This is a genomic window from Pirellulaceae bacterium (assembly GCA_029243025.1).
Classification (GTDB): Bacteria; Planctomycetota; Planctomycetia; order Pirellulales; family Pirellulaceae.
In genome coordinates, this window is the sequence record JAQWSU010000053.1 from 103,821 (window position 1) to 119,560 (window position 15,740).

General features: G+C 51.0%; 11 protein-coding genes. 4 read left to right on the top strand and 7 right to left on the bottom strand.

Features of this window, described 5'->3' with window-relative positions; all coding sequences use genetic code 11:
• Position 1: 1 nt before the first annotated feature.
• The gene (locus P8N76_26020; protein ID MDG2385154.1) at positions 2-361 is read right to left on the bottom strand and encodes a hypothetical protein; all 360 of its coding nucleotides are present in this window, start codon (positions 359-361) and stop codon (positions 2-4) included.
• Between the two features lie 438 nt (positions 362-799).
• On the opposite strand from P8N76_26020, the gene P8N76_26025 reads away from it, so the two are divergent.
• Positions 800-2,062: a DUF1552 domain-containing protein gene (locus tag P8N76_26025; protein ID MDG2385155.1), complete on the top strand. Its 1,263-nt coding sequence runs from the start codon at positions 800-802 to the stop codon at positions 2,060-2,062.
• Positions 2,063-2,074: 12 nt separating this feature from the next.
• Positions 2,075-5,065 (top strand): DUF1592 domain-containing protein, encoded by a 2,991-nt coding sequence (locus tag P8N76_26030; GenBank protein MDG2385156.1) that lies wholly within the window; start codon positions 2,075-2,077, stop codon positions 5,063-5,065.
• A gap of 90 nt (positions 5,066-5,155) precedes the next feature.
• On the opposite strand, the gene P8N76_26035 is transcribed toward P8N76_26030, so the two are convergent.
• The 6 genes from P8N76_26035 to P8N76_26060 form a co-directional block, all read right to left on the bottom strand.
• Positions 5,156-6,040, bottom strand: a complete 885-nt coding sequence (locus P8N76_26035; protein ID MDG2385157.1) for a hypothetical protein — start codon at positions 6,038-6,040, stop codon at positions 5,156-5,158.
• 94 nt (positions 6,041-6,134) lie between these two features.
• Entirely contained in the window at positions 6,135-7,469 is a 1,335-nt protein-coding gene (locus P8N76_26040; GenBank protein ID MDG2385158.1) for a DUF1501 domain-containing protein, read from the bottom strand.
• A gap of 253 nt (positions 7,470-7,722) precedes the next feature.
• Complete coding sequence (locus P8N76_26045) at positions 7,723-9,306, bottom strand: sulfatase (protein MDG2385159.1); 1,584 nt, start codon at positions 9,304-9,306, stop codon at positions 7,723-7,725.
• A 183-nt stretch (positions 9,307-9,489) separates the two neighbouring features.
• Complete coding sequence (locus P8N76_26050) at positions 9,490-10,899, bottom strand: sugar porter family MFS transporter (GenBank protein ID MDG2385160.1); 1,410 nt, start codon at positions 10,897-10,899, stop codon at positions 9,490-9,492.
• Positions 10,900-11,058: 159 nt separating this feature from the next.
• Positions 11,059-11,760 carry an alpha/beta hydrolase gene (locus P8N76_26055; protein ID MDG2385161.1) on the bottom strand — a complete coding sequence of 234 codons (702 nt, stop codon included), beginning with the start codon at positions 11,758-11,760 and terminating at the stop codon, positions 11,059-11,061.
• Positions 11,761-11,933: 173 nt separating this feature from the next.
• Positions 11,934-12,722 carry an SDR family NAD(P)-dependent oxidoreductase gene (locus tag P8N76_26060; protein ID MDG2385162.1) on the bottom strand — a complete coding sequence of 263 codons (789 nt, stop codon included), beginning with the start codon at positions 12,720-12,722 and terminating at the stop codon, positions 11,934-11,936.
• 369 nt (positions 12,723-13,091) lie between these two features.
• On the opposite strand from P8N76_26060, the gene P8N76_26065 reads away from it, so the two are divergent.
• Positions 13,092-14,249: a nucleotidyltransferase family protein gene (locus P8N76_26065; GenBank protein MDG2385163.1), complete on the top strand. Its 1,158-nt coding sequence runs from the start codon at positions 13,092-13,094 to the stop codon at positions 14,247-14,249.
• A gap of 385 nt (positions 14,250-14,634) precedes the next feature.
• Entirely contained in the window at positions 14,635-14,817 is a 183-nt protein-coding gene (locus tag P8N76_26070) for a hypothetical protein (protein MDG2385164.1), read from the top strand.
• Positions 14,818-15,740: the final 923 nt, after the last annotated feature.

Below are 15,740 nucleotides of genomic sequence, written 5' to 3' on the forward strand. Positions count from 1 at the left end.
ATCATTCCGCAATCTTTAAATCGCCAATTTCGTGACGTTTCCCATCCGGATCCCGGTAATAAACTGTGTACTGTCCTTGAGAAGCCTCAGGTAGAACGAGTCGACGACCCTTCTCTGGGTTCGTGTCAGTATGGACTGACGTGATGACCGTCATTTCAATTTGGTTGTCTGCGACTGTCGTCTTCACATCGATCGGAACAATCGCAGAATTTTGCTGCCAATCACCGCCAATGTACTTCATCGGAATAAGAATCTGTCCGTCTTGAGACGCGGGATCGCCGAGCTTAATTTGGCCGACGTAGGCGAGCGGTTTTGCCTCTCGGGTAATCGTTCGAACGGTCGCGTCACAACCTGCAAGCACGACGATAGCCACGGCGGTAAGCAAACTCAGCGAGTTTATCCTCGAGTTTTGACTCGGGTGCTGGCTTCGCGCCGGCAGCGTTCCGTTGTCGGCAACTGCTCGATCCAAATTAATTACTAGCTGACCTGCGATTATTTTTTGCGAAATGATGGTACTCCTTGATTCTAACGCTGCGAGGATTGACGGCGAAGCTTAAGGCTTTGGCTGCAAGGCAGCAAGTGTTTATTGAGCCGCCGGCAATTCGTGATGGCTGTTGTTGCGTTCCCTGAAGACTTTCGTTCGATCCGTCGAATTGTTGGGGAAAATACTGTCCATTTCTGGAGTTTAAAGGCATGTGCGAGGGAGATTCCCTTGAGCATGGGCAATGAATTGGAGTTTTATCGAGCTGTCAACTAAAATATCAGCTCACGTTGTTTCACTCTAGGCTGAGAATTTGTAATGCGAACAGTCCTTGATCGACGAACTTTGCTTCGTGGCGCCGGCGTGGCAATTGGCTTGCCGATGTTGGAGGCGATGGTCCCATCTGCAAGAGCGGCCGAAGCAAAACGACCCATCAAGCGATTTGTCTGTCTTTCCAATAATTATGGCGTTTACCGGAAGGCGTTTTTTCCCAACAGTGAGCAAGCCGGCGCTAGCTACGAAATGCCGGAGACCCTTCAGCCGTTGGAACGCCATCGTGAGCAATTAACCGTTTTTTCGAATCTGGATCACGGCAATACGATTGGTCATCAGGGCGTGCCTGTGTTACTGAGTGGTGTGCGTCCACACCTTGCCACGCACTTTTCCGAAGGCAATATCAGTGTTGATCAGAAGATTGCCGAGTATGAGGGCGCTGCCACGCGTTTTCCGTCGATGACGGTCCGCGTGAATGAGTCGAATTTTGTCAGCTTTACTCGGACAGGAGTTCAAGTTCCTGCCATCGACCTGCGGAAAATGTATCGGGCGTTATTTCTGGAGGAGTCTTCGGAAAAGAAAGCGAGTGTTTCAGATCGCCTGAAACGGCGACATAGCATTTTGGATGTTGTGCTCGATAAGGCAAAGTCTGTTCACCAGGATCTAGGGAAACGTGATCAACAGAAGTTTGCCGAATACTTAGACGCCGTTCGTACGCTGGAAAAGAAAATCGAACAGCAGCAGCCCTGGTTGGATCGCCCAAAACCGACAACCGACCGCTCCGAACCGGTACAGGGGAGAGGCACCGAGGCAGATCTGAAAGCGACGGTTGAGTTGATCGCTTTGGCCTTTCAGACGGATGCCACTCGCGCGATTACGCTTTCATCCGGGTTTGCGAATGGTGACTTTGGATTGAGTGGTGGTTATCACGGTTTTTCTCATCATGGAGAGCGGCCTGACCATATCGCCGCGCTCAAGCTGATCGAGAATAACAAAATGCGTCAGATGGCGCACCTGATTGATTTGCTCAAAGCACAGGAAGACTTGATCAATGGCGGAACGTTGCTGGATCATACTACCGTCATGTTTGGCTGCGGTATGGCGACTGGCCCCCATTCGACAAAAAATTTGCCTTTGTTATTGGCAGGTGGAGGTTTCCAGCATGGTGAGCACAAGGTTTATTCGGCAGAAGATTCTCGCCGCGTGCCTGCTGCGAACCTGCTGTTGTCGATTCTTCAGCATCACGGTCTTGAGATTGATCAATTCGGATCGAGCACCGGAGCGCTGCCGGATTTCGATTGGAGTTAATTGCGCGTGCGAATGTTGCTCGTTACGATTCTGGTGATCCTGTCATGCAGTGGAACGCACGCCGAACCAGTCGATGTGGTACGGCCATTTCTTGAGAAACACTGTTTTTCATGCCACGGTGCCGATAAGCAAGAAAACGATCTGCGTGTTGATACGTTGGCGGTGGATCTTTCTGATGTTGAAACGTTGAGACGCTGGCAAGGGATTTTGGATCAACTCAATCTGGGCGAGATGCCTCCTGAAAGCGAACCGACGCCGGACGCGTCGCGGCAAGCCGAGGTGATTGATTTGCTGACGCAGCGATTGCGTAAGGCTTACGCCGCCCGTCGCAGTACCGGTGGAAAAACGGTTACACGCCGTTTAAATCGATTTGAGTTGCGGAACACGGTACGCGATCTGTTGTACATCAACGATCCGGAAATGCGAGTTGGAAACGTCGCCCGTTTGGTCGACAACAATGGCAACGGTAGCGTCGAAAATACGAGCAACGATCCTTTTCGATCTTTTCCGGGGGATGAGGTGGAACAGGGCTTCGACAACATCGGCAATCGCTTGGTGATGTCCGATTTTCTCCTGAACCTAATGTTTGACGCGAGCGAGGAAAGTCTCTTACTTGCAACGGAAGCAGGTCCACGTCCCAAGGTGCCGACTCGAAACCTGACCGGACATATTGTGAAGAAGCCGCGCGGAGACCTCGAACGAATCGCTCGCGAGGTCCAGCCAGATTGGGACACGTTTTATCGACGCGAGACGATTACACCCGATGAGTTACGGGGCGGTGTGGGTACCTCTTGTCGTTATCGCATCACCGTTGAAATCTCCAGCCAGAATCAGCAGCATCCCTGGGGGCAGATGGTCACTGCCAGTCAGGATGAGCCAATGCGAATTCAGTTGCGACTGTTTAAAACCAGAACACGTAACGATCACATTTCACTGCAGACGTTCGAGGTTCCAGGGGATGGTCAAAAGCGAACTTTTACCGTTGAGTGTTGGATCGACACTCGCTGGACACCACAGCTGATCTGGGAAAATGGGCCTACGGATCGTGAGGCTCGCAGCGACTCGATTGTGAAGACATTTCTGTCAGACAAGTATCGTACGCCGCCCGATCGTAAACAGATTACAGATAACGAGAAGTACAAAGAAGCTCGGCAACAGTGGTCCCGCGAGATGGCCGTGGGGGCGCTGGAAGATTATCGTGGCCCCAGCGTGCAAATCCATCGTCTGAGTTTGGAGCCCCTCATTGATGAGTGGCCACCGCAGAGCCACACTGCACTCTATGGGAGTGGTCACACTGCTTCTGGTCAGCGGGAGGAAGATTCGATCGAGCCGCTCCTGCTGCGTTTTGCCGAGCGTGCTTTTCGCCGACCCGTTACAGCGGCAGAAATCTCGCCGATTGTAGAACTGGTTCGCTCGCGATTAAAGCCTCAATCCAGGCCAGAACCAAAGGCGATACAGAAGCTTCGTTATCGTGCTTATCAGGGGAAGTGGTCGAAATTGCCCGACTTCTCACAGCTGAATCCGGAAAACGAAGGATTGGCGGCTAGCGGTTTGATCGACATTCGTCTGGCTGGTCGTGATGACTATTTTGGACTGGTCTTCGAGGGGCAGCTTGTTGTGAAGCAGGCGGGTGAATACACGTTTCAGTTGGCCTCTGACGATGGAGCTCGCATGCTTGTCGACGGGCGGCAGGTGATTGAGCACGACGGTCTGCATGGCGCCTCGCAAAAAAAAGGCAAGTTGAAGCTCGAACCGGGAATTTCTTCATTGTACGTCGAGTACTTTGCTTATGGCCGTCCTAATCGCTTTCATGCTTCCTGGAGCGGACCTGGATTTCAAGATGTTCCGCTTGCCGTCAAAGAGAACTCAAGTAAGAAGCCGGTGAGTTTAGATCGTGAGACAGCTCGCCGGATCAAAGCCTTGCAGGCCGGTTACACGGCGATTCTGTGTTCACCCGATTTTCTGTACTTGCGAGAATCTGGTGGTCCCTTGACTAGCTTTGAGATTGCGTCGCGCATGAGTTACTTTCTGTGGTCGTCCATGCCTGACAAAGAACTGTTTGAATTAGCGAGGACCGATCGCCTGACAGATCCTCAGGTGCGTCGCCAACAGGTCGACCGAATGCTTGCTGATGATCGAAGTGCTGCCTTTACGAGACACTTTACAGAACGCTGGCTGCGACTCGATAAGCTGGCGGAGACGCCGCCCGAATTGACCGGGCCGTTTCGAGTCTATTGGGATCGACGCTTGGAACCGCAAATTGTTGCCCAAACGGATGCCTACTTTGCAGATTTGGTGAAAACGAATGGACCGTTGCGGCTGCTGATTGATTCCGATTACACCTTTTTGAATGAAGCCATCGCTTCGGTGTTCTACAACCGAAAAGATGTTCGCGGTGAATCGTTGCGAAAGGTAGTGACAAACGATCGGCGTCGAGGCGGTATCTTAACACAGCCCAGTGTGATGACCGCCACAGCGAATGGTGTCGATACCTCACCGGTTAAGCGGGGAGTCTGGGTGTTGGAAAGTATCTTGGGGATGCCTCCTTCACCTCCTCCGCCCGATGTGGAACCGCTCTCGCCCGATTTGCGGAATGCGAAGACGATTAGCGAACAACTGAAGATCCACCGCCAGCAAGAGGTCTGCAATCGGTGTCACCGAAAAATCGACCCCTTGGGCTTCGCGTTCGAAAACTTTGATCCCATTGGTCGTTGGCGCGAACGATACCCGAAGGGCGGCCCCCCGATTGACGCATCGACGACGATGGCAAACGATCGTGAAGTGATGAATGTCGTGGAACTCAAGCAACTGCTGCTGGAACGCGAAGGTCAGGTGGCTCGCTGCCTCACGGAAAAGATGTTGACCTATGCAACAGGCCGATTGCTTGAGCCAACCGATCGCGGCGAGGTTGATGCGATTGTCGAACAATGGAAGCTTGACGGTTATCGCATGCGCGATCTGATCCAATTGGTGGTTCAGAACGACGTCTTCCTGACGAAGTAAATGCTCAACGGCTTACCGGTCCATCGCCGACTTTCCAGAATTTGGCTTCACCGTTTGTCTGAATGGTTCAGGAGGTTTTCTCAACCGACGCTACGCTTCGCTGGGAATCACCGCAGAAGCATTGTCCTCTCCGACAAGGAAATATCCAAGCGGTTGATCATCGTCGTCGGTTACCAACCACACATTGCGTGCGTAGCTGTTTTGTTGACGTGTCGCGCCTGGGGCGATCTTGGCGTAAAATTGAAGTTCGCCGTTTCCATAGGTGATCCAATAGAGCTTAATGCTTTTAGCTGATTTGTTCTCGAACAGGAGCTGGCAATTAATTCCGGTTTCGGATTTTGGAGGAGCCTCGGATCGATGGTTGATGGCAACCCAATCGAGCACGAGTGTTGGTTTGGCGATTTCCGCCTCTGCGGGAAAGGACGTAGCTAGCTTATTCAAGTCTAAGCCGCGAACAATCTTAAGCTGTGGAATCGCCTTTTTGAGCTTGGCGACGCCCGTATCGGTGACAGACGTTTGCCACACGTACAACCGAGCAAGTCGTTTGGATTGGCTGAGCTTTTCAAGAGATTTGTCAGTGATGTTTGTCGAGTACAGATTCAAGTATTCAAGGTTGGGTAGTTGGCTTAAATAGTCCATGCCATCGTCGCCCACCTGCGTTTTTTCTAAATGCAACCAACGTAACTTGTCGAAGTCTTGCAGATGCACAAGTCCTGCACTGGTGATCTTCGTGTTGCTGAGATTCAAAGCCACCACATTTTTCAGTTTGGCAAGCCGGCTCAGTTGGTCGTCATTCAGCGCCCGTCCTCGCAAGTGAAAGTCGATCTCAAAATGACCCCCTTTTTGCTGAACGGTGCCGCCCATTTTTTCGATGAAAGAAATGGTATCCAGATTGTTATCGCTGTGAGCAAAGCTTGAGCAGAACAGTCCAGTGAAGACGATCCAACAGGTAAATGTTAGTGGGGAATATTTCACAGGACTACTTTTTCGATAGGCAGCGATGTTCAGATAGGCAGTGCGAATGCAGGATTGCGATCTTTTGAGTCGGATGTTGCAGGAACAGATTTTTTCAAAATAAGGGTAGTGGTTTCCCATGACAGATCTGAAAGGGGCGACCGGCAGCATCTCGTAATTCCTCACGTGGATCGATCCCCATGGCTCGATAGACGGTTGCGTGAAAGTCTGCGGGCGTGCAAGGGTTGTCATGGGGCGCGGCACCCTGGACGTCGCTGCTGCCGTAAACCTGACCGCCGCGAATTCCACCGCCGGCTAAGATCTGCGAGTAGACTGCGGGGTAATGGTCGCGTCCACCATTATTGTTGATCTTGGGAGTGCGACCGAAGTCAGTCAGTACAGCGACCAAGGTTTCCTCGAGGGAACCGCGTTGTTCCAAATCGGTAAGCAAGGCGGAAATCGATCGATCAAAGACGGGTAAGAGACGTTTTTTCATTTTGGGAAAGTGATCTCGATGGGTGTCCCAGTTGTCGCCTCCACCCCCTGCAAGATCACCGGCTCCGGCATTTACCTGAACAATGGGAACCCCCGCCTCGGTCAGTCGGCGCGCGAGCAACATACTTTGGCCGCCGATATGATCACCGTACATGACGCGGATTCTTGGGTCTTCGTTTTCGAGGTTGTAAGCTTCTTTGACCGGCGAACTCAGTAGCATATCTTCGGCCATCGTACGGAAAAGATTGTGTTCTGAGAAATCGGATTGTGTGCCGACCTGCCGTTCCAAATGGTTGAGCAATCCTTGCCGATGGAACGCTCGCTCCCGCTTCATGTTCAGCTTCAAATCCAACTCGTGGTTTGTGTATCGGGAAGTGCCGCCGTACGGTTTTCCGGCGGGAGTTCGCATCATGATCGGATCGTATTTTCCACCCAGCCAACCCCCGAATTGACCTTGAATCAACGCTCCGTTGTCGTAGTTCAAATAAGGCATGCAAATTGCGCGTGGTGTTCCAGCATCTGAATCACGAAACTTGGAGAGCATCGAGGTGATGGAAGGCCAGTTTTTTCGGTCTTTGGCCTTACCCTCTGGCGCCCGTTGCCCCGTGATGCTGTTGTAGAGAGCTCCACCGTGGCCGCCGATCGTGTGATGAAGTGAACGCACTACCGCGAGCTTATTGGAATGGTTGGCCATCAAGGGGATGTGTTCGCAGAATTGAATGCCCGGAGTCGCGGTTGAAATCGCTTTGAACTCACCCCGCAAGTCTGACGAGGCATGCGGTTTGGGATCCCAGGATTCTTGATGTGCAATACCCCCCCACAGGTAAATAATGATGCACGACTTTGCCGACCGTTTTGGTGAAGCCGAATGAGCGCGCAATTGAAGTAGCGTTGGTAGTGTTAGACCAATGCTGCCTCGCAATGCATCTCGGCGTGAGAGCTGAAGGGAAAACATCGTGTGATTCCTGAGTCTGACTTTTTCCCAATCCGATTCGTGAATGTTAGTCGATGCGCCCGTCTCCTTCAACGTGATTGTAATGGGAAAGGAGCCGTGGAGGACATCTGTTGGGTGGGGCGTGGCCCAGGAGGCGAATTATACCCCGAGAGACAGATTTGTGAGCAAGTGTGAGAGACGCATGGCACGAGGTAAGCTGGTCTGTTCTCGAGCCTTTCTGCCATGAAATGGGTCGTGAAAGGGGCGGGGGGAGCTACGGAAATGGTGGCGCATCGAATTGTTCACGCAAACGTACGAATTCCGCCTCAAGCGATTTTCGAGTGTCTCGATAAGCCGGTTCATTGTGGACACTGATCATTTCGTCTGGATCTTGTTTAAGATCGAACAAATTCCACTCTTCGGTTTTCGGGAAATAAATCAGTTTATGTTGGTCGGTGCGAACTCCAAAGTGCTGTGGAACCGCATGCTCGCCTAACTCATAGTAGGCATAGTAAAGAGAGTTACGCCACTCACGGTTGTCACCATTCAGCAGGGGAACAATTGAGCGCCCTTGGATATCGGCGGGGCTTGCGAGCCCAGCGATCTCCATGAATGTTGGCGCATAATCGATGTTTTGAATTAGCTCGGTCGGTCGCCTGTTGGGGGCCACCGTTCCCGGCCAACGGATCAGAAATGGCATCCGAAATGATTCCTCAAACATCCATCGCTTGTCATACCATCCATGCTCGCCCAGGTAGAACCCTTGATCGGATGAATAAATGACAATCGTGTTTTCGGCCAATCCATTTTCTTCCAGATAATCGAGCATCCGCCCGACACTTTCGTCGACTGCTTTCACCGTGCTGAGATAATTCCGCATATAACGCCGATATTTCCACCGAACGATGTCATGATGACTGAGTTTTTCAGATTTGAAATCTTTGAGGAAATCACGATTTCGTGGACCGAAGAATGCATTCCAAGTGGCCTTTTGAGAATCTGTCATGCGATTGTATTCGGGCGTGCCATAGCGGTCTGGCGCTGGTAGGATCACATCGCCCCGTTCGTCTTTTCTAACTTTTGCGTCATAGGCCCAATCGAAGTGGCGATCGATTTCCATCTCGTTGCCGGCTAGCGTTTGGCTGCGATTCTGATAGTCGTCAAATAGCGTGGTCGGCTCCGGGATTTTCACGTTGTCGAAGCTCCCTAGATGACGTAACGCTGGCGCAAATGTCCGATGGGGCGCTTTGTGCTGACACATCAAGAAGAATGGCTTGGATTTATCACGCGTTTCCATCCATCGCATCGCTTTGTCGGTCGTGAGATCGGTTGCATAGCCCTCAAACTGTTTTCGCTCTCCATCCATTTGGATGAATACAGGATTGTAATAGCTACCCTGCCCAGGCACGATTTCCCAGTAATCAAATCCGACGGGTTCGGTTTTTAAATGCCACTTGCCGATTACTGCGGTGTGATAGCCGCCCTGCTGCAAGGCTTTGGCGACCGTCCATTGACTCTGGTTAAATCCTTTGCCTGTGTTTCGCATGAAGCCGTTCTTGTGGCTGTGCTTCCCTGTGAGAATCGTTGCTCGCGAGGGGCCACAGATCGAATTCGCGCAGAAAGAATTGAGGAATACGGCCCCTTCGCGTGCGATCCGATCAATGTTGGGTGTGGGTGCGACCTCGGCGAAGGGACCACCGTAGGCTGAGATTGATTTGATGGCGTGATCATCGGAAAAAAGAAATAGAATGTTAGGTCGGTCGTCCGCGCTGAGCGAAATTGGATTGCCAAATGTGACGACCGCGACCAGGAGGGCAAAGATGTAACTGGGGCAGCGAGAGATTCTCGTGATGTGCAATTTACTAGGCTCCATGACTGCGAAAGGCAGGACGACAGCAAGCCATTCATTGTAGGTGCCAGCTGGTTGGGCGCGAACCAAGTGGTTTGAGCCGGTTTGCTACCATGGGAAATTCGTCAAATACTTTTCGATCGGCCGTGGGAGCGGATGCCAAGTAAATCATCTGAAACAGACGATGGTAGCTCAACGTGAGTCCGATTCTGAATTCGATTGGCCCAGATGTTTCGTGGGTACGCCGCGTCGCAAGTTATCTTCAATCGTGTCCAAGGCAACGCCTTTCGTTTCCGGAATATAGAGTCGGCAGAATAACCAGCCAACCATCCCGATCGACGCATAAAGCCAGAACGTACCCGCCTTTCCAAGCCTTTCTACTAAGGTCAAGAAAGTAATTGAAACAATGAAATTAAATACCCAGTTCGAGAGAGTGGCGAAACTCATGGCAAGTCCGCGCACCTGCAAGGGATAGATCTCGGCGATGAGTAACCAGGCGATGGGACCGACACTAATCGCAAATGATCCGATGTAGATAAAGAGCATCGTGATCGTCATCCACTTCAGTGCGGCGCCCATTTCGGCTTCAAACTCAAATCCGAGAGCTAAACCACTGAGGCTGATAGTCATGCCGATCAGACCGCCGGAGAGGAGCGGTTTTCTCCCGATTCGGTCGACGAGTTGGATCGAGACCAGGGTCATCAAAACGTTGACAAGTCCGACACTTACGGTGGCAGTAATGGCCGTTGTTGCCGATGTGAATCCAGCCATTTCGAAAATAGTGGGAGCATAATAGATGACGGTGTTAATGCCGGTTGCCTGTTGGATGAACATGATCCCCACGCCAACGAACAACGCCGGTCGTAGCCAGGCTGACAGCAGTTGCTTCTGTGATTCTTTCTTATTCAGCGAGGTGGCCTGTTTTAAATGGTTAAGCTCCCTGTCAGTGTCGAGACCCGGCATCAGGCGTTGCAAAATAGTTTTGGCTTCATCGTCGTGTCCTTTTCCGGCCAGCCATCCTGGAGTTTCTGGCAGGAAAAACATACCGACTCCGAGAATCGCGGCTGGAATTACGCCTGCGAAAAACATCGCTCGCCAGCTTTCTGAGGTATTGGCAAAAAGATCATCCACGATGTAGGAAACCACGATACCGATTGTTAACAGCAACTGGTTGAGTGAAACCAAGGCTCCTCGATATTGCGGGGGCGATATCTCTGATATGTATAGCGGTACCGCATACGACGAAACGCCAATCGCTAAGCCAACGACAATACGGCCAGCGATGAGTGCAGCGACATTTCCAGCGAAGGCGGTCCAGATTGATCCGATAGCGAAAATGCAGGCTGTGTAGATGATGGATCGACGACGACCCAGTTGATCGACCAGGCTACCGCTGACGGCCGAACCCGCAATGCAGCCGAGTAAAACGGCGCTGACGACCCATTCCTGAGCACCAGAAGTAAGTTTGAAATCCTGCTTGAGAAATAGCAGGGCACCGGAAATGACACCCGTGTCAAATCCGAAAAGCAAACCACCTGTTGCTGCAATCGATGCGATGCACCACACAAGTTTCTTGTTAATGGAGATCTTATCTGAACTCATGCGTAATCCCATCGCGTGAATAAATTTGAATCAGCAAACTGGCCGGACAGATCAGCAAGTGGATGGACTGCCTCGGGTAAGTGTTTCTGTTCTGGTCGATTGTTGCGGAAGCTTTGTTTTCGATCTGCACGAGATTTATTTGGTCGCTTGAACTCTGGTTTAGCTGTGGAATTGGAGCTGTAGACGGATTAGTGAGGTGACTGCCTGTGGTTGCTCGATCGGTAACATGTGGCCGCAATCTTCAACAACGGTCAAGTTTGCCTTGGGGATTTTGTCGCAGATGTTTTGCTGAATCTTCAGAGAGAAAAAAGCGTCTTGTCGGCCGTGAATGACGAGGGTTGGGCAGGTGATTTGATTCAAATAGTTCGTTGTTGATTCGCTGTGAATTTCTGACTGAATTTGATTAATCAAGTCTGCTGTTGGAAACCGATCCTGGGCGGTTTTTAGCGTCTGCATAAGGAACTCATCGTTGAGATGATCCGGACGGACCGTTGTGGGTCTGATCGCATCGAGCATGCTTTCTCGTTTTCCCGAATTAACTTGAGTGAGCATCTCTCGGAAGGTTTTGAGCAGTGCGGGTGACGAGTCTCCCGGCCAGGTGCCGAGCAAGGTCAACGTTTTGACACGATGAGGCGCTTTGATCGCGACCCACTGAGCGATCCATCCACCCAACGAGTGTCCGACTAAATGAAACGACGATTGACACTGGTCTAAGATGAGATCGGCCATCTTTTTCACGCGATTCTCAGTCGCGTTGGCGATGATGCTTGGATCTGCGATTTCTTTTAAATGTGTAGATTGATGTTCCCAGAGAGCAGCGTTTCCTCCGAACCCCGGCAGAATGATGAGTTGGTCTTTCATACTGGTGGTGCCTCTCGTGAGTATCGTTGTTTTCTAATCGGAAGTTCACGGGTACTCAAGTGCACAGGCCTTCTCAATCACCTGAAAGGTTGTCCTGCATTCACCCGACCCTAGCCGAGTCGCTGCTAGACGAGCACCGTTGTCATTCAAGATTTACCGTTGTCATTCAAGATTTAATCGCCACATTCGATTCCGCGATAGGCGTAGCCCCCGTCCACTCGTAAAATAGTTCCTGTCATATAACTAGATGCTTTCGAGGCTAGTAATAACAGCGCTCCGGTCAACTCGTGTGGATCAGCTGCTCTTCCCATTGGAATCGCCTTGCGCCACGTTGCACCCTCCGGGCCGTTTAAGATGTCTTGCACCATGGGGGTCGCCAGCCAGCCAGGGGCCAGACAATTGACCCGAATATTGTCTTTCACTAGTTCCATCGCCATGTTTCGTGTTAAGTGCTCTACTCCGGCCTTGGAAGTTGCGTAGTGAATTCGCTTTCGTTGAGCCCGTCCGCCAAGTGATGACGAAATGTTAACGATTCGCCCATCAATCTGCTTGCCAATCATGTACTTGGTGACATAAGTAGACAACTGCCAGGTGGCTTTCAAATTGACGTTCATGACTGCGTCCCAGTCGGACGCTTCGATCTCGAACATAGGGTCATCGGCACCGAGAATTCCGGCGCAATTGATGAGGGCATCCAAACGTCCGTGATCGTTGTCAATCTTGTTAATCAGCTGTTGAATTGCTTTGGCGTCGGTCACATCACATTCGTAGGCAGTCGCCTGACGTCCCTGCTTCCGAAGATCCTCTGCGAGATGTTGTAACGAGGTTGGATCCCGATCTACAAGAACGACAATTGCCTGTGCGGATGCCAGAATCTTCGCGAGTTCACTTCCTAAGCCGCCACCGGCACCTGTGACGACAGCGACTTCGTGCTTCATCAAGAATTGATCGATAACGGACATGAGTGTCTCCGATTAGTAGCAAATGTTGAATCGTCTATTCTAAGGGGGACGATGGAAGTCGGAAACGTGCAGTGGAAGTACGCGTGACGCGAATTTTCGGCAGTTGAGCCGTAGGGTTGGGCTTGGTTGCCCCAAGAAGTTCTGCTGACTGCATTCTTTTGACTCCAGTAAAAAGGTCACAGCGTTGAGGTGTAGGCAATCCTTTCGATGCGTTTTCCGAAAGGAACTGCCATGGCCTACGGGTAGACCAAACCGTTTGCAGCAAACAATTGAGTTCGTAATAGCATTGGGCCCGGTCTTTCGATTAATCTAGTGCTCTGAGAACGCTTGGTGTCGTTCGACCTCCTCAGAAACAAATGCGCGATTACGATGCACCCAGAAATTACACTCATCGAGAGTTCCCATCGGCTTTTGTTGCGGTCGGCGCTGTGTGCCAACGAGGACGCGGTTGCCGCGTGGCAGGAATGGATTGCTGACTATGGTTTCGCATCGATTGATGAAAAAACTCGTGATCTGCTGCCACTCATTCACAGCAATCTGAAACGCGCCGAGACGCAATACTCATGGCCTCAGCAGTTGGACCATCGTGGCCACCTCTGTCAGTTGGTGAATCGAGATCGAATTCGCGTGATGGCAAGCGTGGTGGGGGTGCTCGGTGATGCTGGGATTCCCTGTATGGCACTTAAAGGGGCTGCGTTGATCCTCGCCTACTACGACGAACTTGGACTTCGTCCTATGGGGGATTTCGACATTTTGGTGCCCACGGTGCAAGGCGATCAAGCGCTGAGTTTACTGCAGAACCATCAATGGGAATTTTGTGAGGCACTGACTGGCAAGGAATCGGAGATTGCGACCGATACCATGCCCGGTGTGAATTTGGTTAATGAGAATGATGACAAATGCGACCTGCATTGGCATCTCTTGCACGATTGCTGCTTTCCTGATGCCGATCTTGTTTTCTGGGACCAAGCGACTTCGCTGAAGTGTTATGGTCAGAGGGTTTGGATCCCGTCACCCACCGATATGCTTTTGCATATCTGTGTGCATGGCTCGATGCGCAACGGAGCTCCGACTACTCGCTGGATTCCCGATGCGGTGGCTGTGATGAGAAAATCCGACAGCCAGATTGACTGGGATCGTTTGTTGGCCGAGGCCAAGACAAGATCCTTTGTATTGATCCTGCAACGTGCCTTGCAGGCGATTGATGAAGTTTTGGAAGTATCGATTCCAGCAGCATTTCGTGAACGTCTAGCCAACACGTCTGTTTCCTATCGTGAACGCGTTGAATATGGCATTCGACTTCGCGATAAGAATTACAAATTCACGTTGGTGGGACGCTGGTGTCAGTTGTCTCGCTATCATCCCGATCGAAATCTTTGCTGGAAGGTCGGGTATTTTCCCTCGTTCTTGCTGAAAGTTTGGCACATTCATCGCTATCGCGATCTTTTTCCCCATCTCTTTCAATCCATTTCGATGTATTTTTGGCGGCATACTTCGCTGAAGCGTTTGAATGACGAAGATTGTTGATCAACCATTCATTGGAAGGGATGCATCTGCAGCAGTCGGGGGTTGACCCTATTTGTCAGGATGAATGGTTCGTAGGTGAATGGTCTCAAACGACCTGAAACGCGAATCGCTACGGATTTCCTAGGAGATATGGGCTTTTCCGAAAGCTATCAACGATCTTGGAAAAGGTTTGAAACTGGCTATTGAGAGCGGGTATGCTAACAAGTCACGGAAGCTATTCGGTGTGATCGTTTGATTGATGAAAATGTGATTTAGGTAGAAGAATCAAAAGCAGTGATCGAGCTTCTGCCTGGGTTCGGTTTTGTCTTGTGTCGTTTTTGCACCGTTGTTATTCGCATCGTTTTCAACAATACGCTCATTACGAAAAGCTGGAGAAAGAATTTCGATGTCAGAAAACCCAGAGTTAAATCGCCAGTCGGATTCCCACGATGCGGCAGAGCACAACTCGGTAAGTCAGATACCCGAACAGTCGCGTCGCGAATTGTTGGGCAAGCTTCGCAAGGCTGCAATCGCAGTTCCCATTGCGACGGCGTTGGCGCTCAAGACGGAAACGGCATTTCCCTACTAGTGATTACTAAATGCTTTTTGGCTAGGCCCTTTTGACGATCAAGTTTTTGGCGCTAAGCCGTTCGAATCAGCTTCGGATATTATCTTCGGCGAACGAAGTTGAGACGAAATTATCGGTTGGGATCCGGCGATGTGCACGAATGTCGTCATCCGTCGCGAGACCAATCGCTTATCACGGTCAGCAGCGAGTTAAGAATGGTTAACGCCAACAGTAACTGCTTGCAAACTAGCCTTTCAAGAAGTTAGACTAGGCCCCGTGTTGGGGCGGAGATTTTTCGGAATTGGTTCGAATCCCTCACTGGCGACGTGACCGATTACTGGTGCGTCCAACTGAGTCGTTTTTTAGTCCGAGCAAATTTTTATCTGCAGAAAAGAAATTGGAGCTGCGATTGTGATGACTGAACGCCAAGAACTAAATTTGAAATCAAGTTCATCTGATTCAACGTCATCTAGCGAGAGCGGAATTCCTCAGCAATCGCGACGTGAAATGTTGGGCAAGTTGCGGAAGGCTGCGATTGCAATACCGATCGCTACCGCTTTGGCCATCAAGCCCGGAACAGCTTTTGCTTCCTAATCGCAAACCTTGTTCATCCTAGCGTCTACTTTTGTTTTCCGTTTTTCACCGTCACCTGTTCGATCGTACCGATTTGTACAAAGGTGTTTGTGGAAAATGTCGACTCAACGAGACTTGGAGACAGCAGACTGTAATCAGGACGGAAGGCAAACGCCAAGCAACCGAATACCCGAATACCCGCACAGTCGCGTCGCGAATTGTTGGCTCATCTTCGAAAAACTGCTGTTCTGGTTCCCGTCGCGACGGCTCTAGCGCTCAAGTCGGGTACCGCCTTCGGTGAAGCCTAGTTGTTCTGGGACCGTCGCAACACGATGAACGTGATGGGTCGTAGGCGAACTGGATGTAACGGC

Bases quoted from the DNA above. Each gene is read 5' to 3' on its own strand.
- P8N76_26025 (MDG2385155.1), top strand. From the start codon at position 800: ATGCGAACAGTCCTTGATCGACGAACTTTGCTTCGTGGCGCCGGCGTG.
- P8N76_26030 (MDG2385156.1), top strand. From the start codon at position 2,075: ATGTTGCTCGTTACGATTCTGGTGATCCTGTCATGCAGTGGAACGCAC.
- P8N76_26040 (MDG2385158.1), bottom strand. From the start codon at position 7,469: ATGTTTTCCCTTCAGCTCTCACGCCGAGATGCATTGCGAGGCAGCATT.
- P8N76_26050 (MDG2385160.1), bottom strand. From the start codon at position 10,899: ATGAGTTCAGATAAGATCTCCATTAACAAGAAACTTGTGTGGTGCATC.
- P8N76_26055 (MDG2385161.1), bottom strand. From the start codon at position 11,760: ATGAAAGACCAACTCATCATTCTGCCGGGGTTCGGAGGAAACGCTGCT.
- P8N76_26060 (MDG2385162.1), bottom strand. From the start codon at position 12,722: ATGTCCGTTATCGATCAATTCTTGATGAAGCACGAAGTCGCTGTCGTC.
- P8N76_26065 (MDG2385163.1), top strand. From the start codon at position 13,092: ATGCACCCAGAAATTACACTCATCGAGAGTTCCCATCGGCTTTTGTTG.
- P8N76_26070 (MDG2385164.1), top strand. From the start codon at position 14,635: ATGTCAGAAAACCCAGAGTTAAATCGCCAGTCGGATTCCCACGATGCG.